17 protein-coding genes, 3 pseudogenes and 1 riboswitch are annotated in these 24,971 nt (G+C 73.6%); of the genes and pseudogenes, 9 read left to right on the top strand and 11 right to left on the bottom strand.

What is annotated here, in order from left to right:
* Positions 1-172 precede the first annotated feature (172 nt).
* Positions 173-772: a PKD domain-containing protein gene (locus VFV67_RS07825; RefSeq protein WP_326468387.1), complete on the bottom strand. Its 600-nt coding sequence runs from the start codon at positions 770-772 to the stop codon at positions 173-175.
* Positions 773-1,073: 301 nt separating this feature from the next.
* On the opposite strand from VFV67_RS07825, the gene VFV67_RS07830 reads away from it, so the two are divergent.
* Together VFV67_RS07830 and VFV67_RS07835 are read left to right on the top strand one after the other, a co-directional pair.
* Positions 1,074-2,993 (top strand): M6 family metalloprotease domain-containing protein, encoded by a 1,920-nt coding sequence (locus VFV67_RS07830; protein ID WP_414636202.1) that lies wholly within the window; start codon positions 1,074-1,076, stop codon positions 2,991-2,993.
* Between the two features lie 3 nt (positions 2,994-2,996).
* Positions 2,997-5,276: a M64 family metallopeptidase gene (locus tag VFV67_RS07835; RefSeq protein ID WP_326468390.1), complete on the top strand. Its 2,280-nt coding sequence runs from the start codon at positions 2,997-2,999 to the stop codon at positions 5,274-5,276.
* On the opposite strand, the gene VFV67_RS07840 is transcribed toward VFV67_RS07835, so the two are convergent.
* Complete coding sequence (locus VFV67_RS07840) at positions 5,267-5,821, bottom strand: histidine phosphatase family protein (RefSeq protein ID WP_326468391.1); 555 nt, start codon at positions 5,819-5,821, stop codon at positions 5,267-5,269. The genes VFV67_RS07835 and VFV67_RS07840 overlap by 10 nt on opposite strands.
* A 165-nt stretch (positions 5,822-5,986) precedes the next feature.
* On the opposite strand from VFV67_RS07840, the gene VFV67_RS07845 reads away from it, so the two are divergent.
* Both VFV67_RS07845 and VFV67_RS07850 read left to right on the top strand, forming a co-directional pair.
* The gene (locus VFV67_RS07845; protein ID WP_326468393.1) at positions 5,987-6,196 is read left to right on the top strand and encodes a CbtB domain-containing protein; all 210 of its coding nucleotides are present in this window, start codon (positions 5,987-5,989) and stop codon (positions 6,194-6,196) included.
* Positions 6,197-6,220: 24 nt separating this feature from the next.
* A pseudogene (locus VFV67_RS07850) lies at positions 6,221-6,841 on the top strand (CbtA family protein); the annotation flags it as partial.
* Here the strand turns inward: VFV67_RS07850 and VFV67_RS07855 are convergent.
* Genes VFV67_RS07855 through VFV67_RS07865 form a run of 3 tightly spaced genes read right to left on the bottom strand, consistent with a single transcriptional unit; the run spans position 6,814 to position 10,807 of the window.
* A complete protein-coding gene (locus VFV67_RS07855; protein WP_326468395.1) occupies positions 6,814-8,247 on the bottom strand; it encodes a cobyrinate a,c-diamide synthase in 1,434 nt (477 codons plus the stop codon). The pseudogene VFV67_RS07850 and the gene VFV67_RS07855 sit on opposite strands and share 28 nt — an antisense overlap.
* Positions 8,244-8,858, bottom strand: coding sequence for a cob(I)yrinic acid a,c-diamide adenosyltransferase (gene cobO / locus VFV67_RS07860; RefSeq protein WP_326468397.1), 615 nt, complete (start codon positions 8,856-8,858; stop codon positions 8,244-8,246). The genes VFV67_RS07855 and cobO overlap by 4 nt, the downstream gene beginning before the upstream one ends.
* Complete coding sequence (locus tag VFV67_RS07865; RefSeq protein ID WP_326468399.1) at positions 8,858-10,807, bottom strand: magnesium chelatase subunit D family protein; 1,950 nt, start codon at positions 10,805-10,807, stop codon at positions 8,858-8,860. Before VFV67_RS07865 ends, cobO begins: the two co-directional genes overlap by 1 nt.
* Before the next feature lie 33 nt (positions 10,808-10,840).
* Positions 10,841-10,984: riboswitch (cobalamin riboswitch) on the bottom strand.
* Positions 10,985-10,997: 13 nt separating this feature from the next.
* Between VFV67_RS07865 and cbiE the strand changes: the two genes are divergently transcribed.
* Both cbiE and cobM read left to right on the top strand, forming a co-directional pair.
* A complete protein-coding gene (gene cbiE, locus VFV67_RS07870) occupies positions 10,998-12,197 on the top strand; it encodes a precorrin-6y C5,15-methyltransferase (decarboxylating) subunit CbiE (RefSeq protein ID WP_326468400.1) in 1,200 nt (399 codons plus the stop codon).
* 25 nt (positions 12,198-12,222) lie between these two features.
* Entirely contained in the window at positions 12,223-12,984 is a 762-nt protein-coding gene (gene cobM / locus VFV67_RS07875) for a precorrin-4 C(11)-methyltransferase (protein WP_326468401.1), read from the top strand.
* Here the strand turns inward: cobM and VFV67_RS07880 are convergent.
* Positions 12,923-13,978 (bottom strand): cobalt-precorrin-5B (C(1))-methyltransferase, encoded by a 1,056-nt coding sequence (locus VFV67_RS07880; protein ID WP_326468493.1) that lies wholly within the window; start codon positions 13,976-13,978, stop codon positions 12,923-12,925. The two genes, cobM and VFV67_RS07880, sit on opposite strands and share 62 nt — an antisense overlap.
* 168 nt (positions 13,979-14,146) lie before the next feature.
* Between VFV67_RS07880 and VFV67_RS07885 the strand changes: the two genes are divergently transcribed.
* A complete protein-coding gene (locus tag VFV67_RS07885; protein ID WP_326468403.1) occupies positions 14,147-14,875 on the top strand; it encodes a cobalt-precorrin-6A reductase in 729 nt (242 codons plus the stop codon).
* Here VFV67_RS07885 and cobJ read toward each other — a convergent pair.
* Genes cobJ through VFV67_RS07900 form a run of 3 tightly spaced genes read right to left on the bottom strand, consistent with a single transcriptional unit; the run spans position 14,847 to position 18,063 of the window.
* Positions 14,847-16,352, bottom strand: a complete 1,506-nt coding sequence (gene cobJ / locus VFV67_RS07890) for a precorrin-3B C(17)-methyltransferase (RefSeq protein WP_326468404.1) — start codon at positions 16,350-16,352, stop codon at positions 14,847-14,849. The two genes, VFV67_RS07885 and cobJ, sit on opposite strands and share 29 nt — an antisense overlap.
* Entirely contained in the window at positions 16,349-16,975 is a 627-nt protein-coding gene (locus tag VFV67_RS07895; protein ID WP_326468406.1) for a precorrin-8X methylmutase, read from the bottom strand. Before VFV67_RS07895 ends, cobJ begins: the two co-directional genes overlap by 4 nt.
* Positions 16,972-18,063 (bottom strand): precorrin-3B synthase, encoded by a 1,092-nt coding sequence (locus tag VFV67_RS07900; protein ID WP_326468408.1) that lies wholly within the window; start codon positions 18,061-18,063, stop codon positions 16,972-16,974. Before VFV67_RS07900 ends, VFV67_RS07895 begins: the two co-directional genes overlap by 4 nt.
* A 24-nt stretch (positions 18,064-18,087) precedes the next feature.
* On the opposite strand from VFV67_RS07900, the gene cobN reads away from it, so the two are divergent.
* Positions 18,088-21,675, top strand: a complete 3,588-nt coding sequence (gene cobN / locus VFV67_RS07905) for a cobaltochelatase subunit CobN (RefSeq protein WP_326468410.1) — start codon at positions 18,088-18,090, stop codon at positions 21,673-21,675.
* A pseudogene (locus tag VFV67_RS07910) lies at positions 21,672-23,132 on the top strand (cobyric acid synthase); the annotation flags it as partial. The gene cobN and the pseudogene VFV67_RS07910, both read left to right, overlap by 4 nt.
* A gap of 72 nt (positions 23,133-23,204) precedes the next feature.
* Here the strand turns inward: VFV67_RS07910 and VFV67_RS07915 are convergent.
* Together VFV67_RS07915 and VFV67_RS07920 are read right to left on the bottom strand one after the other, a co-directional pair.
* Positions 23,205-24,182, bottom strand: a pseudogene (locus VFV67_RS07915) (EamA family transporter); the annotation flags it as partial.
* On the bottom strand, positions 24,109-24,936 hold the full coding sequence (locus tag VFV67_RS07920) for a lysophospholipid acyltransferase family protein (protein WP_326468413.1): 828 nt from the start codon (positions 24,934-24,936) through the stop codon (positions 24,109-24,111). The pseudogene VFV67_RS07915 and the gene VFV67_RS07920, both read right to left, overlap by 74 nt.
* Positions 24,937-24,971: the final 35 nt, after the last annotated feature.

A 24,971-nucleotide genomic window follows, 5' to 3' on the forward strand; every position in this document is an offset into this window, starting at 1 on the left:
ACGGGACGCTGCTCTCCTTATTGTCTAGACCAATTTCCCACAGATGTCTAGTCCAATAGTGCGACACGCGTGAATCCTCGCCCCCACCAACGCAACCTCAGGGGCACCGTGACGCAACCCAGCCACAATCACCCCGCCAACCGCACCACCCGCCGGAACGCAACAACAGCAGTTAACCCCGGAGAGGCGGAACAGTGACGGTTCTGGTGACCTGACCGGCAACCCCGGCGTTGTCCAGCACCACCAGGGTCACCCGGTAGCTGCCGGACCGCGGGAACCGGTGCGACAACCGGGACCGGTTCTGCAGGTCGTCGTTCGTGCCGTCGCCGAAGCCCCAGGCGAAGTAGACGACCGCGCCGTCCGGGTCGGTGGACCCGGCGCCGTCGAAGGTGCAGGACAGGCCGGAACAACTGGCCGTGAACCGGGCCACCGGTGCCCGCTGGGCCGGCGGCGGGCCGGGCCGCGGCGGGAGCGCCGCCTGCGTGGTGCTCGGCTTCGGTTTCGGCTTGGTGCTCTTGCGGGTCACCGTCGCCGAGGCGGTGACCGGTGCCGGCGCGGCGTTGACCTGGATCGGGGTGGTCGTCGGCGCGATGTCGTCCTCGGCGCCCCCGGCGATCACCGGGCCGGGCAGCTGCGGGAACGGCGGCACCTGCTCGGCCGGTCGCGCGGCCAGCGACGCGATCACCGCGAACAGTGTGGCCACAAGGATTCCGGCCAGACCCAGGAACGCGAACGACGCGCGCCGGCGCCGCGGTCCCTGCTGACTCGGCATCACAGCGGCGTAACCTAGCAGCTTCGCTCCGTGTCCGATACGTCCAGCTGGGTGACGCGGCGGCCGGCGATTGCGGGATCGGTACCGGCCGTTCGAATCTTGCTCCGGGTCAGGGCCGGGTTTACCGTCGAAGTTCGTGACCCGCACCCTGCAGCTCGCGTCCCTGCTCGCGGCCGCGGCGTTCGCGGCCGGCTTCGTGGTGACCCCCGCCGCCGCCGCCCCCGTGCCCCCACCGGACAACCCGTGGCAGTACGACCACTGGCCCCAGCAACAGCCCTGGCAGGAAGGCAAACCGCTGACCATGCAGGGCCGCCCCGGCTTCCCCGCCCCGATCGACCCGCAGAACTGGGTGAACCCGGACCACATGACGTGGGACGACTACCGGCCGGTGCCGGGCACCAACTGGGCCGACCCGAGCCGGCCCGGCTCGGTGCGCACGTTCCGCGGCGCGCTGGTCCTGCTCGACTACCCGAACCAGCCGTTCGTGGTGACCAGGCCGCAGAACTCGACCGTGTTCGGCAACCCGAGCGCGGAGGCGCACGACATCCCGCGCGACCGGGTGGCCCAGTTCTACAAGGACTTCCTGAACACGCCGGGCACTCTCAACCGCGGGCACACGTTGCACGAGTACTGGATGGAGGATTCCGCCGGCCGCTACGGCGTCCAGCTCACCGGGTTCGGGCCGTACCTGATGCCGGGCAAGTCGCACGAGTACGCCATGGAGTTCCAGGCCGGCACCGGCTGCCCGGCCGGGGACAACTGCAACCGCAACATCCGCACCGACGGCCGGGCCGCCTGGGTGGCCGACGTCGGCGCGGAGGTGCCCGCCGGGTTCGACTTCGTGTTCTTCCTCTCCGCCGGTCAGGACGAGTCCTCGACCTGGCAGGAGTTCGGGATGATGAAGTTCCAGAACAAGGAGGACGTGACCGACGCGTTCGGCCCGCCGGACGAGAACCTGACGAACTGGAGCCGCACCCGGTACGTGGAGTGGACCTCGTGGGCGTCCGGCTCGTCCATCTGGCCCAACGCCGGCGGCGGCTCGTCCACCCAGGCGGAGAGCTCGGGCATGTCGGTGTTCGCCCACGAGTTCAGCCACATCCTGGGCATCGGCGACAACTACAACAACCCGTACGGCATCCCCCTGCGCCGCGCGTACTCGGGCATCTGGGAGATGCTGTCCCGCGGCACGTTCAACGGCCCGGGCGGCCCCCACAGCCGGTGGGTGATCCCGCCGACCGCGGGCGCGTCGATGGGCGCGCAACACATGCTGCGCAACAAGCTCAAGCTCAACATGGTGGACGAGGCCAACGTGCTGCGGTTGAGCCGGGAGGCGCTCGCGCAGTCCGGTCTGGTGGTCGCCACCGTGCACGCGCGAGCCTTCCAGCCGGGCGGGAACACCCTGTCCGGGATCAACATCGCCATGGGCACCGGCGACCTCGCGCCGCCGTGCAACGTCGCCACCGACGTGTTCTGTGACGGCCGCGGCTACCAGAACTACACGCTCGAGGTGGTCGACCGGATGGGCACCGACTCGTTCACGCCGGACTCCGGGGTGCTGATCGCCAAGACCAAGAACCAGGACCAGGCGCCGTTCGAGTGGGTGATGGACGCCAACCCGCAGGACATCGGGATGACCGACTACGTGGCGCCGGACGGCACCCGGGTGCCGATCACCCTTGGCGACTACCGGCAGCTGTCCGACGCGCTGTTCCACGCCGGCACCGACTCGGGCAGCGAGTTCGAGTTCGTCGACACCGCCAACCGGCTGCACTTCTACGTGCTGGACGTGCGACGCGACGCCCAGGGCCTGCTGTCCTACACGGTCGCGATCCGCTCGCTGGACGGCGCGGGGCCGGCGCCGCGCGGCGTGCGGCTGGCCCTGGCCAACGCCCGGGCGGACGGCGACGGGTTGGCCCGGTGCAACGTTCCGCTGACCAACACCGGATCGCCCGCGCCGCCGCGCGGCGACCACCCCGAGGACGTCACCGCGTACCTGGGCAGCGACGTCTACCGGCTGTCGGCCACGGTCGACGGTGCGGGCTGGAGCAGCTGGCTGCCCAACCAACTGGCCACCGCCCGGTTCGGCAGCACCGTGCAGGTGCCGGTGTACGTCAGGCAGGACGGCCAGGGCGCCAACCCCGTGCGGGTCCGGGTGACGGCGACCTCGGAGAGCGATCCGACCAGGACGTCCACCGCCACCTGCTACGTGTTCGGACGCTGAGCCGTGCGCCGGTCACTGCTCGCCGCCGCGGTGTCGCTGGGCCTGGCAGTCGGCGGCGTGGCGGCGCTGCCGGCAGCCGCGCACGCGGCGCCCGGCGACGCCGTCGTGGTTCCGGTTCAGGTGACCGGCGACCCGGCCAAGCGGTTCAACATGGTGCTGCTCGGCGACGGCTACACCGAGGCCGAGCAGGCGAAGTTCCGCGAGCACGTGGACAAGCACCTCAACGTGCTGTGGACCATCGAGCCGTTCAAGACCTACCGCAGCTACGTCAACGTCTACGCGGTGGAGATCATCTCCGGTGAGTCCGGAGTGGACTGTGACCCGAACCTGGACTCGCCGCGCCGGGACACCCCGCTGAACATGGGATTCTGGGGCGGTTGCAACCCGAACAGCGTGCAGCGGCTGCTCACCGTGGACGGCGCGGCCGCAAACCGGTACGCCAACCTGGTCGCCGGCACCACACCGGGCAACCGGCAGTTGCTGGCGCTGGGCAACAGCGACACCTACGGCGGCGCGGGCGGGTCCAACGCCACCGCGTCCGGCGGCAACGCGCTGTCCGCGCTGATCTCCCCGCACGAGCTCGGTCACTCGCTCGGCAACCTGCAGGACGAGTACGACTACCTCGCCCGGGGCGTGCGCGGCGCCGCCTACACCGGGCCGGAGCCGTTCTCCGTCCACCACACCCTGCTGACCGAGCGGCAGCTGCGTGATCAGCAGCAGAAGTGGTGGCGCTGGCTGGGTGAGCGCAGCGAGTCCGGCGGCACGATCGGCCGGTACGAGAGCGGCATGCACATGGGCAACGGGGTCTGGCGACCTAGTGCGCACTCGATCATGAAGACCCTCGGCTACTACTACGACCAACCCGGCCGGGAGCAGATGACCCAGCGGATCTCGGCCAAGACCAGCATCCTGCAGGACGCCACCCCCGATGACGTGCCGGTGGGGGCGGACCGCGTGGTGTGGGTGGAGACCCTGCACCCGGTCGCCCACTCGCTCGCGGTGACCTGGACGCTGGACGGCGCCGTGCTGCCCACCGGCGGCGCGCACAGTGTCGATCTGTCCACCATGGACATACCGGCCGGGGTGCACACGCTGACCGCGACCGTCGTCGATCCCACGGTCTTCGTGCGCGACCCGGCGATCCGTGGCTCGGCGGCGCTCACCCGGACCCGGTCCTGGACGGTGGACACCGCGGTGGTCACGCCACCGGAGGACGTCCCGGTGGAGATCACCGCGGCCACCCCGACCGGCCGCCCGGTCGGCGGCACCGACGTGGTCTACGTGGAGACCAGCCATCCGCGCGACGTCATCCCGCCGGTCACCTGGACGCTGGACGGCCGCCCGATCGCCGCCCCGGGCAACGACCGGGAACTGGCGCTTGCCGGCCTCGGCCTGTCCGGCCGGCACACGCTGACCGCCACCGCGGGTGCGTCGAGTCGCATGTGGACGATCGACGCCCGGCGGCCGGAGACCGGCTACGAGTTGTCCGCCGCGCTGCTCACCGTGCCCAAGCCGGGCCGGACCGAGTTCATCTTCAACGGCCCGTTCACCATGCGGCTGACCGGCACCGACGACACGCCGGGCTTCGTGGTGCGCGAGTTCCAGACCGACGGCGACGGCTGGTTCAACTACTTCGGCTGGCCCACCGACCCGGACCTGCCGTTCCTGTTCACCCCGAGCGGAACCAACATCGACAACCTGATCTACGGCAAGCTCGGCGTGCCGCGGCTGTCGCCGTGGGACGACCCGACGCCCAGCTACGGCCGGCACACCATCGCCTACCGCGCGATCGACCCGGCCGGAAACTACGGCACGCCCGAGGAGTTCGTCGTCACCCTGCTGCCAGAGCCGCCGGCCTGCACGGCCACGATCACCGGCCGGCACCGGGGTTCGCTGGTCGTTTCCACCGGCGTCACCTGCCTGGACCGGGCGGAGGTGGCCGGGCCGGTGCTGGTCCGGCCGGGTGCGTCCCTGGTGGCCTCCGGGGCGACGGTCGCCGGGCCGGTGGTGGCTGCCGGCGCGGCGGCGGTGGAACTGCTCGACACCACGGTCCGCGGTCCCCTTTCGGTCACCGGAACCACCGCCGACCTGACCGTGGTGGGCGGCGCGGTGCACGGCCCGGTGTCGCTGTCCGGCAACCGCACCGGAACCCGGGCACCCGTGCTGGCCGGCGTGGTGATCCACGGCCCGCTGTACTGTGCCGGCAACACCCCAGGGCCGGAGAACCTGCAGGCACCCAACACCGTGCGCGGACCGGTCATCGGCCAGTGCGCTCAGCTCTGATCCGGCACCCGGCCCAGCGACCGGAGCGTCCAGGTGGCCGAACCGCCGGACAGCACGGTGTGCGACAGCGGCGCGATGTCGATGCGCCAGAACGACTCCGGGGTGGCCCGGATGGCGTGCACGATCGCCGCCCGGATCACCGACGGGTGGGTGACGGCGGCGATCCGCTGCCGGCCACTCGGCAGCTCGTCCAGCCAACCGCCCACCCGGGCCAGAACGTCCATTGTGGACTCACCGCCGTGCGGGGTGGCGGTCGGGTCGGTCAGCCACTCCCGTACCGCATCCGGCTCGGTGTCGGACAACTCGGCGAGCGTGCGGCCCCGCCAGCGGCCGTAGTCGCACTCCCGCAACCGGGCCTCGAGTCGAGGCGCCAGCCCGAGCGCGGCGGCGGTCTGCCGGCAGCACACCGCCGGGCCGGTGAACGCGAGGTCCACCCGGATCCGCAGCCGGGCCGGCGCACCCTCGATCGACTCGTCGTCCGGGAACGCGGCCCGCCGGGTGGCCGTGGTGGGGCCGTGGCAGACCAACACAAGACGGGTGGTCATCCGGCTCCCATGGGTGGTACGTTGCCAAATTGACCCTGATGGTACGAGGAAGCCGGTGAAACTCCGGCACGGCCGCGCCACTGTGCAGTGCGTCAGCACGAGTCAGACCCTCGAACCGTCGAACGCTCCACGATGGGCCGCGTGAGCCCGAGGAGGTTGCGCCAGATGTCGCAGGCCGTTGCCGTCCCGACCCCGATCCCGGTGCGGATCCCGATCCGCGAGATTCTGCCCTACGCGATCTTCGCCGGCGTGCTGTTCCTGGTGGTGATGTACTTCGTCGGCTCCGAACAGGGCGCGGTGCAGTTGTTCTCCGGAACGCTCCTGCACGAGTTCGTGCACGACGGCCGGCACCTGCTCGGTTTTCCCTGTCACTGACCGGCGTCCGGCATGACACTGTCCATGCGCACCTTGCTGGTGTGGGGCCTGCTCGCGGGTCTGGTGGCCGGGGTGCTGGCGTTCGGTTTCGCCGCGACGATCGGTGAACCGCCGGTGGAGGCGGCGATCGCGGTCGAGGAACAGGGCGCCGGGCACGAGCACGAGGCCGGCGCGGCCGAGGAGCCCGCCCCGGTCAGCCGGGGCATACAGCGCACCGTCGGCCTCGCGGTCGGCACGTGTGCGTTCGGCGTCGCACTCGGCGGGCTGTTCGCGCTCGCGTTCGCCTTCGGCTACGGACGGATCGCCCGGCTCGCCCCGTGGGCGACCGCGCTGCTGCTCGCCGGGATCGGGTTCGTTTCCGTGCACCTGGTGCCGTTCCTGGTCTACCCGCCCAACCCGCCGGCGGTGGGCGAGGAGAACACGATCGGCGACCGGACCGCGCTGTACTTCGGCATGATGGCGATCTCCGTCGCGCTGGCCGTCGCCGGAGTCGCACTGGCCCGGCGACTCTCGGCCTGGCTCGGCACGGTCGCCGTGATCGCCGGCTATGCCGTCCTGGCCGGGGTGATCGGCACGCTGCTGCCGCACTTCGACGAGGTGCCACCGGGTTTCCCGGCTCAGGTGCTCTGGGAGTTCCGGATCGCCTCGCTCGGCACCCAGGCGGTGTTGTGGGCGGCGATCGGGGTCGGGTTCGCCTTCCTGCTCGACCGCGCCGAGCACCGGGCGACGAACCGGGAGATGGCCGCCGGACACGCCGCCGGGTGAGTGTGCACGTAGGACGCGTGCACCGCGGCGCTGACGAAGCCGTCGGACCGGACCCGGCCGCTCTCCTCGCGCCAGCACCAGGCCGGCCGCTCGCCGTGCGCCGGCGTGATCGCGGTGCGGTGGAACTCGTGCCCGGTCAGCCGGGTGCCCTCGGCGTGCAGCGACGATCCGCCCGGCGCGACCACGTCCCGGTAGCCGAGGGTGAGCCGGTCGGTCATGACCGCGTCGGCGTCGAGCACCCCGCACATCGGGTGGCCGTCCAGGCCGCGGGCCAGGTAGAGCAGGCCGGCGCATTCGGCGTGCACCGGTACGCCGGCCGCCACCGCGGCGGCCACCGCCGTCCGCAGCTCGACGTTCGCCGACAGCTCGGCCGCGTACTGCTCGGGAAAGCCGCCGGGCAGCACGATCCCGGCCGTGCCGTCCGGTAATCCGGTGTCCCGCAACGGATCCACCACGGCCACGGTGGCGCCCGCGGCGCGCAGCAGCTCGGTGTGCTCGGCGTAGCCGAAGGTGAACGCCGGCCCGCCGGCCACCGCGACCACCGGCCGGCCGGGTGCCGCCTCGATTCCCGGATCCCACGGCGGCGCAAGCGATCGGGCTCCCGAGCGGGCCAGCGCGACGATCCCGTCCAGCGCCACCGATGCGGCCACCAACTCGGCCATCGCGTCGATCGCGCGGGTCGCGGCCGCGCCGTGCTCGGCCGCGGTGACCAGGCCCAGATGTCGGGACGGCACGTCCACGCCGGCGTGCCGGCGCAGTGCCCCGAACACCTGCAGCCCCACCTCGGCGCAGGCGTCGCGCAGCACCCGCTCGTGCCGGTCCGAGCCGACCTGGTTCAGGATCACCCCGGACAGCCGCACATCCGGGCGGTAGCCGCGGAACCCGTGCAGCAGCGCGGCCAGGCTGGCGCTGTGCCCGCGGGTGTCCACCACCAGCACCACCGGCGCGCCGAGCAGCCGGGCCACGTGCGCGGTCGACCCGAACCCGTCGGTGCCGATCCGGCCGTCGAACAGGCCCATCACGCCCTCGACCACGGCCACGTCCGCGCCGCGCGCGCCGTGCGCGAACAGCGGCGCGACGAGGGACTCGCCGACCAGCACCGGATCCAGGTTGCGGCCGGGCCGCCCGCTGGCCAGCGTGTGGTAGCCGGGGTCGATGTAGTCCGGGCCGACCTTGGCCGGCGCCACGGTGTGCCCGCGCCGCCGCAGCGCCGCCATCAGGCCGGTTGCCACGGTGGTCTTTCCGCTGCCGGACGACGGCGCGGCGATCACCACCCGACCGGTCACCACTCGATTCCCTTCTGCCCCTTGGCTCCCGTGTCCATCGGGTGCTTCACCTTGGTCATCCGCGCGACCAGGTCGGCGGCCTCGACCAGAGCCTCCGGCGCGTCCCGGCCGGTGATCACCACGTGCTGGTTGCCCGGCCGGGCCACCAGCGTCTCGACCACCTCGGTGGTGTCCACCCAGCCCCACTTGAGCGGGTAGGTGAACTCGTCGAGCACGTACAGGGTGTGCCGCTGCTCGCCGAGCCGCCGGGCGATCTCCCGCCAGCCCTCCCGGGCGGCCTCGGCGTGGTCCACCTCGGTGCCCGGGCGGCGCGACCAGGACCAGCCGGAGCCCATCTTGTGCCACTCGACCGGGCCGCCCCGGCCGGTGTCCCGGTGTACCTCCCCGAGCGCGAGCAGCGCCACCTCCTCGCCCACCTTCCACCGGGCGGACTTGACGAACTGGAACACCCCGATCGACCAGCCCTGGTTCCAGCCGCGCAGGGCCAGCCCGAACGCGGCGGTGGACTTGCCCTTCATCTCTCCGGTGTGGACGATCAGCAGCGGGCGGTTGCGGCGCTGCCGCGTGGTCAGCCCGTCGTCCGGCACGTTCTCCGGTTTTCCCTGTGGCATCAGGCACTCCTGCGAACCGCGTGAACCACCCCGGTGACCCGGTCGGCGGACAACTCGTCCAGCCGCACGCACGCGCCGGCCAGCGCGTCGGCGATCCGCCGGGGCAGGCCGAGCCGGACCGGCCCGCGTTCGCAGTCCACCACCACGCTCGCCACCCCGTCGGCGGCCAGCAGGCCGGCGGCCCGGATCGCGTCGGCCACCGGGTCCGCCGCCACCGCGACCGTGGCCCGGCCGTCGGTGACCAGCACCAGCAGCGCCCGGCGGCGCGGGTCCCGCAGCCGCTCGACGGCGAGCGCGCGCCGGGCCCGCAGCAGCCCGCCGGCCAGCGGGGTGGCGCCGCCGGTGCCCAGCAGGCGCAGCCGGGCCACCGCCGCCTCCACCGAGGAGGTGGGCGGCAGCACCAGTTCGGCCGTGCCGGCCCGGAAGGTCACCAGCCCGACCTTGTCCCGGCGCTGGTAGGCGTCCAGCAGCAGGGAGATCACCGCGCCGGTCACCGCGGCCATCCGCCGGCGCGCGGCCATCGAGCCGGACGCGTCCAGGGCGAACAGCACCAGGTTGCTCTCCTTGCCCTCGCGCACGGCGCGGCGCAGGTCCGGTGGCCGGATCACCAGCCCGGCGCCCGTGCGGCCGCGGGCAAGCTGGTGCGGTGCCGCCGCGGTGAGTGTGCCGACCAGGTGCAGGCCGCGGCCCTGGTGCGCGGAACCGCGCAGCGTGCGACCGAACGTGGAGCGGGCCCGGGACCGCCGGCCGGGTGCGCCGTCGCCGAGCCCGGACAGCTCGAGCATCCTTGCCCGGAACGCCGGATCGGGGTTCGCCGCCGGGGCCGGCGGCGCGGCGCCGTTTCCGTCCACAGTGGACTCGTTCGGCGGGGTGGCGCCGTTGCCCGGGCCGTTGCCGGGGCCGTTCGGCTCGTCGTCCGGCGGCTCGGGTTGTTCGGCTTCCTCGGCGGCGTCGCGCAGCGCCTGCTGCAGTTGCTGCTCGTCGATTCCGGGCTCGTCGAACGGATCCCGGCGCCTGCGGTGCGGCAGCGCCAGCCGGGCGGCCACCGCCACGTCGGCCTCGGCAACCGCCTGCGCGCCGCGCCAGGCCGCGTGCGCCACCGCCGTTCGGGCCACCACCAGGTCCGCGCGCATCCCGTCCACCTCGAACGCGGCGCACAGCGCGGCGATCCGGCGCAACTCGGCGTCCGGCAGGGCGACGGCGGGCAGCGCTTTCCGTGCGTCGACGATGCGTTCGGCCAGCTCGGCGTCCGATGTGGACCATTGCTCGGCGAAGGCGTCCTGGTCCGCCTCGAAGGCCAGCCGCCTGCGGATCACCTCGGCCCTGGTGTCCACATCCCGGGCGGCGGCCACCTCGACGGTGAGCCCGAACCGGTCAAGCAACTGCGGCCGCAGCTCACCCTCCTCCGGGTTCATCGTGCCCACCAACAGAAAAGCGGCGGCGTGCGAGACCGACACGCCCTCCCGCTCGACGTAGGCGCGGCCCATCGCGGCCGCGTCCAGCAGCAGGTCCACCAGGTGGTCGTGCAGCAGGTTGACCTCGTCCACGTAGAGCACGCCGCGGTGCGCCGCGCAGAGCAGCCCCGGCTGGTACACGCGCACCCCGCCGGTCAGCGCGCGTTCCAGGTCCAGCGAGCCGACCAGGCGGTCCTCGGTGGCGCCGACCGGAAGCTCGACCAGCCGGGCCGGACGGCGGGTGGTGGCGGTGCCGTGCGGCGCGTCCGGGCAGGCCCGGTCGGGTGCGGCCGGGTCGCAGCTGAACCGGCAGTCCTGCGCCACGTCCACGGCGGGCAGCAGCGCGGCCAAACCGCGCACCACGGTCGACTTCGCGGTGCCCTTCTCGCCCCGCACCAGCACGCCGCCGATCGCCGGGTGCACCGCGTTGAGCAGCAGGGCGAGCCGGAGGTCGGCGTGGCCGACGATCGCGGAGAACGGATAGCTCGTGGTCATCGGCTGCGCGTCCTTCCCCGGGTCCGCGCCCGAGTAGAGGCATCGGCAGGGCCGAGTGTCTGACTTCCGGATCAGCTCCGGTCACAGTGGCGGGACCGCACCAGACTCACACTGGTTTCCTCGGCGTCCTGCGCTCCGTCGTTCGCATCGTGTCAGACCTCGGCCGGGGTGTCGATTACCGTGCAGCCTCGTGGAGTTGACCGTGGTGGGGATCGGGGCCGACGGGTGGCCGGGGCTGTGCGAGGAGGCCCGCCGGGCGCTCGGCGCGGCCGAGGTGGTGATCGGCAGCGCCCGTCAGCTCACCCTGGTCGACGGCCCCGTGACCAAGGTCACCTGGCCGTCGCCGATGCTCCCCGCCATCCCTGCGCTGCTGTCCGCGCACGCCGGCCGCCGGATCTGCGTGCTGGCCAGCGGCGACCCGATGTTCTTCGGCGTCGGCGCCACGCTGGCGCGATTAGTCGGCCCGGGTGCCCTCCGGGTGATCCCGCACGTGTCCTCGGTGTCCCTGGCCTGTGCCCGCCTCGGCTGGGCCGTCGAGGAGACCGAGGTGGTCAGCCTCGTCGGCCGCCCCCTGGACACGCTCCGCCTCGCCGTGCGCCCCGGCCGCCGGGTGCTCGTCCTCTCCGCCACCGGCGCCACCCCCGCCCGCGTCGCCGACCTGTTGCGCACCCAGGGTTTCGGCCCCAGCCCGATGACCGTCTTCGAGGACCTCGGCGGCCCGGCCGAGTCGCGCCGCACCGGCACCGCCATCTCCTGGCGCCCACACCCCGTCGGCGCGCTCAACCTGGTCGCCATCGACTGCCGCCCGGCACCCGATGCCGTGGTGTTGCCACGCGGCCCCGGCCTGCCCGACCGCGCCTTCGAACACGACGGCGCTCTCACCAAACGCGAAGTCCGCGCCGTCACCCTGGCCGCGCTGGCGCCCCTGCCCGGCGAACTGCTGTGGGACATCGGCGCCGGCTCCGGCAGCATCGGCATCGAGTGGATGCGCACCGACCCCGGCTGCCACGCCGTCGCCGTCGAAGCCAACCCGGACCGCGCCGCCCGGATCACCCGCAACGCGCACACCCTCGGCGTGCCCACCCTCCGCGTCGTGGTCGCCAAGGCCCCCGCCGCCCTCACCGGCCTGCCCACCCCGGCCGCCGTCTTCATCGGTGGCGGTCTCACCACCGACGGCCTCCTCGACGCCTGCTGGTCCGCCCTGCCCCCGGGCGGCCGCCTGGTCGCCAACGCCGTCACCCTCGACTCCGAAGCCGTGCTGTCCGACTGGCACCGCGAACGCGGCGGCACCCTGACCCGCATCGAGATCAGCCGCGCCTCCCCCCTCGGCGGCTTCACCGGCTGGCGCCCCATGATGCCGGTAACCCAATGGCTGGTGACAAGACGATGATGATCGGGCGAGTGGAGGTGCGTGGGTGACCGTTTACTTCATCGGGGCGGGGCCGGGGGCGGCGGATCTGATCACGGTGCGGGGCGCGCGGTTGCTCGGGGCGGCGCCGGTCTGTTTGTATGCGGGCAGTCTGGTGCCGGACGAGTTGCTCGCGGGGTGTCCGGCTGGGGCGCGGTTGGTGGACACGGCCAATCTGACGCTGGATCAGATCATCGGGGAGCTCGAGGCCGAGCACGGGCGGGGCAACGACGTCGTGCGGTTGCACTCGGGGGATCCGGCGGTGTTCAGCGCGGTGGCGGAGCAGGGGCGGCGGCTCGAGGCGTTGGGGATTCCCTTCGAGATCGTGCCGGGGGTGCCGGCGTTCGCGGCGGCGGCGGCGACGCTGAAGCGGGAGTTGACGGTGCCGGGGGTGGGACAGACGGTCATCCTCACCAGGATCGCGGCCCGGGCCACGCCGATGCCGGCGGGGGAGGATCTGGCGACCCTTGGCCGCAGTGCGGCGACGATGGTGGTGCACCTCGCGGTGCAGCGGATCGACGAGGTGGTTGCGGGGCTGGTGCCGAACTACGGGGAGCACTGCCCGGTGGCGGTGGTGGCGTATGCGTCCCGGGCGGACGAGGTGGTGGTGCGCGGGACGTTGGCGGACATCGCCGGGAAGGTGCACGAGGCGGGGATCAGGCGCACGGCGGTGATCATCGTGGGCCGGGTGTTGACCGCGGAGGGGTTCATCGACAGTCATCTGTACTCGGCGCAGCGAGTCCGGCCACCGCTCCCGCACGGTCGATGACCAGGACGTCGACCGACACGGGGGCGTCGCGCAGGACGTCGAGCGCGGTCCGGCGGGCGGCGGCGGCCACCGAGTCGGCGAGCGGGACATCGGCGGCGGTGGCCAGTTGGAGGGCTTCCAGCGCGGTGTTGGCGGCGGCGATCGGGTCGGCGAGGTGTGCGGCGCCCAACGCAACCGCTTGGCGGGCAAGGGATTCGAGGTCGACGGTGGAGCGGGCGGAGTGCAGGTCCAGGTGGCCGTCGGCCAGTTTGGACAGTTTGGCGAAGCCGCCGGCGATGGTGAGCCGGGGGATGGGATGGCGGCGCAGGTACTTGAGCACGGCGCCGGCGAAGTCACCCATGTCCAGCAGGGCGTCCTCGGGGAGGGCGTACCGGGACACCACGGCCTGTTCGGAGGTGCTGCCGGTGCAGGCGGCCACGTGGGTGTGGCCGACGGCGCGGGCGACGTCGATGCCTCGGCGGATGCTGTCGATCCAGGCCGAGCACGAGTACGGGACGACGATGCCGGTGGTGCCGAGGATGGACAGGCCGCCGAGGATGCCGAGCCGGGGGTTCCAGGTGCGCCGGGCCAACTCCGCGCCGCCGTCGACGGAGATCTCGACGATCAGGTCCGCGTCGCCGACCACGTCCCGGATCAGCTTGCGCGGGACCGGGTTGATCGCCGGCTCGCCGACCGGCAGGGGTAGCCCCGGTTTGGTGACCGTACCGACGCCCGGCCCGGCGACGAACGTGACGCCGGTGCCGGGCGGGCCGGCGCGCACGGTGGAGCGGATCACGGCGCCGTGGGTGACGTCCGGATCGTCGCCGGCGTCCTTGACGATCGCGGCCATGGCGCCGCCGGAGACGAAACCGGAGTCCGCGAGCGGGAAACTCGGAGTGTGCCCCTTGGGCAGCGTGATGCCGACCGGGTCCGGGAACACGCCGGTGCGCAGCGCGGTGTACGCCGCCTTGGTCGCCGCGGTCGCGCAGGCGCCGGTGGTCCAGCCGTAACGCAGGGGCACCGGGATAGGGTGCACGAACCCCCGATCGCCCGATACCCCAGTTGACAGCCCCCACCCATCCCGGGGGGCGGCCCACGTCCATTCTATCCGGCGGAGGGGTCGGCGGTGATCGACATGGGTGGGGTTGTGGACAACGGTGGGGGGTGTGGACAGACGCGCTGCGTGGCGATTCTCGGTGGCACCGGCGAGGCCCGGGCGCTGGCCGCCGAGCTGCATGCCCGGCCCGGCATCCGGGTGGTGTCCACCCTGGCCGGTCGGGTGCGCGCGCCCCGGCTGCCGGCCGGCGAGGTGCGGATCGGCGGGTTCGGCGGCCCGGACGGGCTGGCCGGCTGGCTGCGCGCCGAGCGGGTCACCGCGATGGTGGACGCCACCCACCCGTTCGCCGAGCGGATCAGCGCGTCGGCGGCCGAGGCGGCCCGCCGCGCCGGAGTGCCGATCGTGGTGCTGCGCCGGCCCGGCTGGACGCCCGGACCGGGCGATGACTGGCGGTTCGCCGACGACCTGGCGCACGCCGCCCGGCTGATCCCACCGAACGCCAGGGTGTTCCTCACCACCGGCCGCCAGGGCCTTGCCGCGTTCGCCGCGGTGGAGCACGCCGCCTTCCTGATCCGCTGCGTCGATCCGCCCGACCCGCCACTGCCGCCGGATGCGGAGGTCATCCTCGCCCGCGGCCCCTACACCGAGGCCGGGGAACTGGCGCTGCTCCGGGCGCACAAGATCGGGGTGCTGGTCACCAAGGACAGCGGCGGCGCGGCGACCGTCGCCAAGCTCAGCGCCGCCCGCACCCTGGGGCTGCCGGTGATCGTCGTGCGCCGCCCGCCCGCACCCGACCTGCCCACCGTGGCCACGGTCGCGGCGGCGCTCAGCTGGCTGGATAGTGCCGCGGGGTGAACACCGACCGGCTCCCGTCCGCCCGCTCGACCACCCGGGTCCGCGACGAGCCCACGATCAGCAGGCACCGCATGTCCACAGTGGACGGATCGAGCGAGCCGAGCGGCAGCACCGTCACCGACTCGGCCGCGCCGCCCACGTCCCGCCCGAGCACCACCGGCGTGTCCGGCGACCGGTGCGCCAGCAGTAGCTCCTTGGCCGCCACCAGCTGGTGCCGCCGCGAACGGGACGCCGGGTTGTAGATCGCGATCACGAAGTCCGCCGCGGCCGCCGCGGACAGCCGCTCGGCGATCACCTCCCACGGCTTGAGCCGGTCGGACAGCGACACCGTGCAGAAGTCGTGCCCGAGCGGCGCGCCCACCCGGGCGGCCACCGCCTGCGCCGCGCTCACCCCGGGCACCACCCGGACCGGGATCGCGCCGAACCGGGGCTCGGCCGCCGCCTCGAACACCGCGCTGGCCATGGCGAACACGCCCGGGTCGCCGGAGGAAACCACCGCCACCCTGGCCCCGGCCGCGGCCAGCGCCAGGGCATGGGCGGCGCGCTCGGCCTCCACCCGGTTGTCCGAGGGATGCCGCCGCTGCCGAGGGTTCGGCGGCACCCGGTCCAGATACGGTTGGTAGCCCACCAGATCGTCCGCCCCGGCGATCGCCTCCTGCGCCTCCGGGGTCAACCACCCCCGGCCGCCAGGGCCGAGGCCGACCACCACGACCTCCCCGGTGCCGGAAGGGGCCGGGGACTCGGGTTGCCGGACCGGCCCGGCCGAACTGGGCAGCAGGGCGAGGGAGAAGTACGGCACCGAGTCCGGGTCCACTTCGGACAGTGCGGCGACCCGGCCGGTGGGCCAGGTGGCGCGCTCGACGTAGATCGCCTCGTCCAGCCGGCCGGCGTCGGTCAACGCCTTGCGCACCTTCTCGAACGTCCGGCCCAGCTTGAGCACCGCCGCCGGACCGGCGCCGGCCAGCCGTTCGGTGAGCACCTCGGCGGGCAGCGTGCCGGGCAGCACGGTGAGGATCTCCTCGCCCTCCACCAGTGGCCGGCCGGTGACCGCGGCCGCCGCGGACAGCGAGGTCACCCCGGGCACCACCTCGGTGCGGTACCGGTCCGCAAGGCGCTTGTGCATGTGCAGGTAGGACCCGTAGAACAGCGGATCGCCCTCGCACAGCAGCACCACGTCCCGCCCGGCGTCGAGGTGGACGGCCAGCCGGGCGGCGGCGTCGGCGTAGAAGTCGGCGATCGCCCCGGCGTAGCCACCCGGATGGTCGGTGGTCTCCACGGTCAGCGGGTAGACCAGGGGCTCCTCGATCGCCGTCCCGCTCAGGTACGGCGCCGCGACGCCACGCGCGATGCTGCGGCCGTGCCGGGCGCTGTGGTAGGCGATCACGCCGGCCGCGCCGATCAGCCGGGCCGCCTTGACCGTCACCAGTTCCGGGTCGCCGGGACCGAGGCCAACGCCGTACAGCGTTCCCGTGCTCATTCCGCCTCGCTCGCGATCGCGTTGATCGCGGCGACCGCCATCGCGCTTCCGCCGCGCCTGCCGTGTACCACCAGATACGGAATCCCGGCCGGGTGCCTGGAAAGCTCCACTTTGGACTCGGCGGCGCCGACGAAGCCCACCGGCAGCCCGAGGACGGCCGCCGGCCGTGCGGCCCCGGCGTCGACCATCTCCAGCAGCCGGAACAGCGCGGTCGGCGCGTTGCCGATCGCCACGACCGCGCCGCCGAGCCGATCGGCACACAACTCCAGGGCCGCCGCGCTTCGCGTGGTGCCAAGGGTTTCGGCCAGTGCCGGCACCCGGGGGTCGGTCAACGTGCAGACGATCTCGTTGCCGGCCGGCAGCCTGCGCCGGGTCACTCCGGCGGCGACCATCGCCGCGTCGCACAGCACCGGGGCCCCGCCGCGCAGGGCCGCCCGCGCCTTGGCCACCACGTCGACCGAGAACGCCAGATCGTCCACCAGATCGACCATCCCGCAGGAGTGGATCATGCGCACCGCCACCCCTGCGAGGTCCGGCGGTAGCCGGGCCAGGTCCGCCTCGGCCCGGATCGTCGCGAACGACCGGCGGTAGATCTCCGCCCCGTCCCTGACATAGTCGATCACCGAAGCTCCCGTCGCACCACGTATCCGTCCCCGGTCGCCACCACGTCCAGCACGTCGCCGCGCGGTCGCCCGCACCGCCGCGCGCAACCCGACCAGTGCACCGCCACCGTCGTCCCCGGCCCCGCGCGCAGCATCGCCGCCGCGTCGGCCCGGACGTCGGCGAGCGCCTTCGCGCACCCGGGCCGGCCGGTGCACGCGGTCACCGCGGGCGCGTCCGGGTCGAGCAGCAGCCCGGTCGCCGCCAGCCGCGCGGCCACGGCGTCCACGCGGTCGGCAGGAACGTCCGGCACCACCACGCCGCGCCACGGGGTGATCACCAGCTCCGGCCCGGCGGCCTCGAGCGCCGCGCCCTGCGCCGGATCGACCCGGCCAAGCGGCACCGAGACACCCAACGACACCAGCCCATCGCCCCGGTCGAACCGCCCCACCGGCCCCCGGGCGGGCGGCGCTCCGGCGGGAACCGGTTCCACGCGCCCCGACATTGCGCGGAAACCCGTCAGATCCGGCAGCTCGGCGATCCGCCACTCGCCGGTGCGCACCGCGAGGAACCGTTCGGCGCAGTCCAGCATGGTGCGCACCAGTTCGGCACGGCCGGCCCGCAGCCCCACGTCCACGCCGCCGAGCAGCACGGCCGCGGTGTCCGACGTCCGGAACAACGCGGTCACGTCGCCGTCCAGCCAGGCCACGTCGCCGTCCCCACTGTCCACAATGAACAGAAACCGGCCGGGCAGCCCGGCGAGCGCCGGCCGCGCGCACAGCCCGGCGTCCAGCTCGCGGACCAACTCCGAATCGCCGGACAGCGGCGAGGCGATGATGTTGCGCACCAGCTCGTGCGTGGCCGACGGCAGCAGTCCGGCCGCGGCCAGCCGCTCGCCCGGCGCGCAACCCTCGGCCAGACCCCGGATCTGCAGGTTCGCCCGGGAGGTCAGCTCCACCGTGCCGTCCGGCGCGGCGGCCCGCACGGCGCGGAACTGCGTGGCGGTCAGCCGCCCGCCCGGCACCCGGATCCGCGCCACCCCGCCGTCGGCGGCCGCATGCACCCGCAGCGCTCCCGGGCAGGCGTCCGTCGGACGGTCACGAATCGGCACCAGCCGAATATAGAGTCGAGCCTTGTGATCCTGTTGCTGTCCACCTCCGACACCGACCTGCTCTCCGCCCGCGCCAGCGGTGCCGGCTACCGGCTGGGCAATCCCGCCCGCCTGCCCGTTGCCGATCTGCCCGCCCTGCTCGACGGCACGGACCTGGTCGTGGTGCGCCTGCTCGGCGGCCGCCGGGCCTGGGAAGACGGCCTCGATCTGCTGCTGGACGGGCCGCGCCCGGTGGTGGTTCTCGGCGGCGAGCAGGCGCCGGATGCGGAGCTGATGGAGCTGTCCACGGTTTCCGGCGGGGTGGTGGCCGACGCGCACGCCTACCTCGCCCACGGCGGGCCGGCGAACCTGCGTGAGTTGGCTCACTTCCTGGCCGACACCGTGCTGTTGGCCGGAAACGGTTTCGCGCCGCCGCAACCGATGCCGGTCTGGGGTCGGCTCGATCGGCCGGCCGGGCAGCGCACCGGCCCCCGGGTCGGGGTGCTGTACTACCGCGCACACCACGTCGCCGGGAACACCGCGTTCGTCGAGGCGCTGTGCGCGGCGGTGGAGAACGCCGGGGGGCAGCCGGTCGCGCTGTACTGCGCCTCGCTGCGCACCCCGCCGGACGAGCTGATCTCGTTGCTGGGCACGGTGGACGCGCTGGTGGTCACCGTGCTCGCGGCCGGCGGCACCCGCCCGGCCGCGGCGTCGGCCGGCGGTGCCGACGACGCCTGGGACGTCGGGGCGCTCGCCGCGCTCGACATCCCGGTGATCCAGGGCCTGTGCCTGACCACCGACCGGCGCACCTGGCAGGACAGCGATGCCGGACTGTCCCCTGTGGACACCGCGACCCAGGTGGCGGTGCCCGAGTTCGACGGCCGGCTGATCGGCGTGCCGTTCTCGTTCAAGGAGCGGGATCCGGCCGGGCTGTCGGTCTACCTGGCCGACCCCGAGCGGGCCGCCCGGCTGGCCGGGATCGCCGTGCGGCACGCCAGGTTGCGGCAGGTGCCACCGGCCGAACGGCGGATCGCGCTGGTGCTCTCGGCGTATCCGACCAAGCACGCCCGGATCGGCAACGCGGTCGGGCTGGACACCCCGGCCAGCGCGATCCGGCTGCTGACCGCGATGCGCGCGGCCGGCTACCGGGTGGGCGAGCTGCCCGGCCTGGACTCCGGGGACGGGGACGCGCTGATCCACGCGCTGATCGAGGCCGGCGGCCAGGATCCGGACTGGCTCACCGAGGCGCAGCTGGCCGGCAACCCGGTGCGGATCTCCGCCGCCGACTACCGGGCGTGGTTCGCCACGCTGCCAACGGATCTGCGGGAGCGCGTGACGGCGCACTGGGGCGAGCCGCCCGGCGAGCTGTACGTGGACCGGTCCGCCGACCCGGACGGCGAGATCGTGCTGGCCGCCCTGCGCGCGGACAACCTGGTGCTGCTGGTCCAACCGCCGCGCGGGTTCGGGGAGAACCCGGTGGCCATCTACCACGACCCGGACCTGCCGCCCAGCCACCACTATCTGGCCGCCTACCGGTGGATCCGGGACGACTTCGGCGCGCACGCGATGGTGCACCTCGGCAAGCACGGCAACCTGGAGTGGTTGCCGGGCAAGAACGTCGGCATGTCCGCCTCCTGCGCCACCGACGCGGCGCTGGGCGATCTGCCGCTGGTCTACCCGTTCCTGGTCAACGACCCGGGTGAGGGCACCCAGGCCAAACGCCGCGCGCACGCCACGCTGATCGACCATCTGGTGCCGCCGATGGCCCGCGCGGAGAGCTACGGCGACCTGGCCCGGCTCGAGCAGCTGATGGACGAGCACGCCTCGATCGCCGCGATGGATCCGGCCAAGCTGCCGGCGATCCGCGCACAGATCTGGACGCTGATCCAGGCCGCGAAGCTCGACCACGACCTCGGCGTCGACAACCGCCCGCACGACGCGGAGTTCGACGACTTCCTGCTGCACATCGACGGCTGGCTGTGCGAGGTGAAGGACGCGCAGATCCGCGACGGGCTGCACATCCTCGGCGACGCACCGACCGGCGAGCCGCGGGTCAACCTGGTCGCCTCGATGCTGCGGGCCCGCCAGGTCTGGGGCGGCACCGCGAACGCGCTGCCCGGCCTGCGCGAGGCGATCGGCCTGACCGAGGACGGGTCGGCGGCCAGGCAGGAGGTGGACCGGATCGAGGAGACCGCGCGGAACCTGGTGCGCGCCATGGAGTCCCGGGACTGGCGGCCGGACGCGGCCGGCGCGGTGTGCGCCGAGCTGCTCGGCCGGGACGAGCCGGCGGTCGAGGCGGTGCTCTCCTTCGCCGCCACCGAGATCGTGCCGCGGCTGGCCCGCACCACCGACGAGCTGGACAACGTCCTGCACGCGCTGTCCGGCGGGTACGTCCCGGCCGGGCCGAGCGGGTCGCCGTTGCGCGGGCTGGTCAACGTGCTGCCCACCGGCCGCAACTTCTACTCGGTGGACCCCAAGGCGGTGCCCAGCCGGCTGGCCTGGGAGACCGGGCAGGCGATGGCCGGCTCGCTGCTGTCGAGGTACCGGGCGGACACCGGCGAGTGGCCGCGCTCGGTCGGCCTGTCGGTGTGGGGCACCTCGGCGATGCGCACCGCGGGCGACGACATCGCCGAGGTGCTCGCGCTGCTCGGGGTGCGGCCGGTGTGGGACGAGGCGTCCCGGCGGGTCGGCGGCCTCGAGGTGATCCCGCTCGACGAGCTCGGCCGGCCGCGGATCGATGTCACCGTGCGGATCAGCGGCTTCTTCCGGGACGCCTTCCCGCACGTGGTGTACCTGATCGACGACGCGGTGCGGCTGGTGGCCGGGCTGGACGAGCCGGACGAGGACAACTACGTGCGCGCGCACGTGCGGACCGACCTGGCCGGGCACGCCGACGAGCGGCGGGCCACCACCCGGGTGTTCGGGTCCAAGCCCGGTTCCTACGGCGCCGGGCTGCTTCCGTTGCTGGACAGCCACAACTGGCGTGACGACAAGGACCTGGCCGAGGTGTACGCGGTGTGGGGCGGATTCGCCTACGGCCGCGAGCTGGACGGCGCCCCGGCCCGGCCGGACATGGAGGCGGCCTACCGCCGGATCGCCGTCGCGGCCAAGAACACCGACACCCGCGAGCACGACATCGCCGACTCCGACGACTACTTCCAGTACCACGGCGGGATGATCGCCACCGTGCGGGCGCTGACCGGGACCGCGCCGGCCGCCTACGTCGGGGACAGCACCCGGCCGGACGCGGTGCGCACCCGCACGCTGGCCGAGGAGACCGCCCGGGTGTTCCGGTCCCGGGTGGTCAACCCGCGCTGGGTGGCCGCGATGCGCCGGCACGGCTACAAGGGCGCGTTCGAGCTGGCCGCCACGGTGGACTACCTGTTCGGCTACGACGCCACCACCGGCGTGGTGGCCGACTGGATGTACGAGCAGCTGGCCCGGGAGTACCTGCTGGACGAGGCGAACCAGAAGTTCCTCACCGAGTCCAACCCGTGGGCGCTGCACGGGATCGCCGAGCGGCTGCTCGAGGCGGCCGACCGCGGGCTGTGGGCCGAGCCGCGGCCGGACACGCTGGCCGCCGTGCAGGCGTTGTACCTCAAGGCGGAGGGCGACATCGAGGCCGGAACGTGACTGGAATCCTGGTCTGCGGCACCACATCGGATGCCGGCAAGAGCCTGGTGACCGCCGGGATCTGCCGGTGGCTGGCCCGGCGGGGCTACCGGGTGGCGCCGTTCAAGGCGCAGAACATGTCGAACAACTCGATGGTCTGCCCGGACGGCGCGGAGATCGGTCGGGCGCAATGGTTGCAGGCGAAGGCCGCCGGGGTGGCGCCGGAGGCGGCGATGAACCCGGTGCTGCTCAAGCCGGGCAGCGACCGGCGCAGTCACGTCGTGGTGCTCGGCCGTCCACACGGGACACTCGAGGCCGGGCAGTGGTCCACCGGCCGGGCCGGCCTCGCCGAAATCGCCTTCGACGCCCTTGCCGGCCTGCGCGAGCGGTTCGACATCGTGGTGTGCGAGGGCGCCGGCAGCCCGGCCGAGATCAACCTGCGGTCCGGCGACTACGTGAACCTGGGCCTGGCCCGGCACGCCGGGCTGCCGGTGGTGGTGGTCGGCGACATCGACCGGGGTGGGGTGTTCGCCGCCATGTACGGCACCCTGGCCCTGCTCGACGCCGCGGACCGGGCGCACATCGCCGGCTGGATCGTGAACAAGTTCCGCGGCGACCTCGGCCTGCTGCGGCCCGGGCTGGACATGCTGGCCCGGCGCACCGATCGTCCGGTGCTCGGCGTGCTGCCCTGGCTGGACCGGGTGTGGATCGACTCCGAGGACGCGCTCGCCGCCGCCGGCTGGCGCGCCGAGGTTCGCGCCGGCCGGCCGCTGCGGATCGCGGCGGTCCGTTTTCCCCGGGCCGCCAACGTGACCGACCTGGACGCGCTGGCCGCCGAGCCCGGGGTGAGCGTCACGCTGACCGCCGACCCGGACGTGCTGGCCGACGCCGACATCGCCGTGCTGCCCGGATCCCGGGCCACCGTGTCCGATCTGAACTGGCTGCGTGAGCGCGGGCTGGCCGACGCGGTGCGCGCCCGGTCCGCCGCGCACCGCCCGGTGCTCGGAATCTGCGGCGGCTACCAGATGCTGGCCCGCACCATCGACGACGACGTGGAGTCCGGCGCCGGGCGGGTGGACGGGCTCGGGCTGCTGCCCAGCACCGTGGTGTTCACCGGCGCGAAAACGCTGGGCGTGCCCGAGTCCCGGTGGCGCGGCCACGAGGTGCGGGCCTACGCGATCCACCACGGCCAGGTGCGGATCGATCCCGGTGCCGGTGGCACCGTCGAGCCGTTCCTGGACGGCTGCCTGGCCGGCTCGGTGTGGGGCACCACCTGGCACGGCGCGTTCGAGAACGACGGGTTCCGGCGCGCCTGGCTCACCGTGGCGGCTGGGCAGGCCGGGGTGGCGTGGTCAGCGGCGCCCGACGCACCCGGCTTCGGCGCCCTCCGAGAGGGCATGCTCGACCGGCTGGCCGATGCCGTCGACGAGCACCTGGACACCGCCGCCCTGCTCGACCTGATCCTGGCCCCGGGCGGACGAGTTGAGCTGCACGATCGTGGCCCCGGCGAGCAGCACGGCCGCGCCGAGCACCTGGACGGCGGTCAGCGACTGGCCGAGGAAGATCCACGCGGCGCCGGCGGCGACGATCGGCTCGACCAGCGCGAGCACGCTGACCACGTTGGCCGGCAGGTGCCGCATGGCCGAGATGGACAGCAGGTAGGCGAGCGCGGTGGACAGTAGGGCGATGCCGACCACGAGCACCCAGACCGGCGGGTGCCACGGCCCGAACGCGGCCGGGTCGTCGAACACGCCGGCCGGGATGGTCCACGGCGGCACGAACACCGCGATGGCCACCGCGCCGACCACCATGCCCCAGGTGACCAGGCCGAGCGGCTCGATGGTGTCGACCGCGTGCGAGCCGATCAGGTAGTAGGAGGCGGCACCGAACGCGGCGGCGGCGCCGGCCAGCATCCCGATCGCGTCGAAGGCCAGGCCCTGCCACACCTGGGCGACCAGGACCAGCCCGCCGAACGCGAGCGCGGTGCCCAGCCAGGCGCGGGACGGCAGCACGGTGCCGCGGACGAACCGCACCCAGAGCGCGACCAGGACCGGGGCGGTGTACTCGAGCAGCATCGCCACGCCGATCGGGATCCGGGACACCGCGATGAAATAGACCACCTGCACCGCGGCCACGGCGATCACGCCGTAGGCGACGATGATCCGCCACTGGGTGCCGCGCAGCCGCAGCAGCTTCGGCCGGGTGAGGCCGACCACCACCAGCAGGCCGAGCGCGGCGAGCCCGATCCGGATGCCGGCCACCTGCTGCGGGCTCAGCCCGGCGTCCATGATCGGTTTGGCCAGCGGGCCGGAGGTGCCGAACGCGACCGAGGCGAGCACGACCAGCACGGTGCCGCGGCCCCGGCTCGCGGATCTCGTAACCGGTGAAATCAGTTCAGTGGTCACAGCTACCAGTCTGCCCGTTCGCACCGGGGCGAAACGTCCCCATTTCTCATCACGTGGGACGCCACGGGCTACGGGTGTCGGTGGGCCGGGTCGGGTCGTGGAACCGGGGCAGGTCCGGCTCATCCGCCCGCAGCGGCACCAGGTCGGCGGTGATCGCCCGCATGATCCGCTGGTGCGCCCGCATCGCGTCGCCCGGCCGGTTCGCGGACAGCCCGGACAGGTCCACCTGGCCGCCGAAGTGCACCCGGAACGTCGGCCGGTTGCGCACCGCCCGGCCAAACGAGGCGAACACCGGCACGAAGTCGGCCGGCTTGGCGAACCGCTCAAGGCCCCAGTACATCGCCTCGTGCGCCCCCCACTGGCTGACCGTGACCACCGGCACGTCGCCGGCCAGCGCCATCCGGGCCAGGCCGGTCTTGCCGCGCTCCGGCCACAGTCCCGGGTCGTGGCTGATCCGGCCCTCCGGGTAGACCAGCAGCGGGAGCCGCGCGGTGCGCAGCGCGGTCACGGCCCTGCCGAACGCCTCGGCCACGTTGCTCTTGCCGCGGTCCACCCGCAGATGCCCGGCCCGGCGCAGGAACCACCCGGCCACCGGCGCGTCCAGCAGCCCGGCGGTGAGCATGAACCGCAGATCCAGGCCGATCTCGGCGGCCGCGGCGATCAGCACCATCGGGTCGAACATGCCGATGTGGTTGGCCGCGACCAGCACCGGACGGCCGCGCAGCTCGTCCGGGAAGCCGCCGGTGACCTCCAGCCGGCCGGCTAACCGGACCACCTGCCGGTCCAGCCAGGTGATCGCGCGCCAGTCCGGCGGAACCGGAGCCGGACCCCGGTTACGGCGTGTCGGCTCGGTCTGCCGGCGGGACAGCGCAACCATGGGCGGAGCATCGCATGCCCCAGGAGGGGGAAAGC

The sequence above is a fragment of the Actinophytocola sp. genome, from assembly GCF_035762905.1.
Lineage (GTDB): Bacteria > Actinomycetota > Actinomycetes > Mycobacteriales > Pseudonocardiaceae > DASYTH01.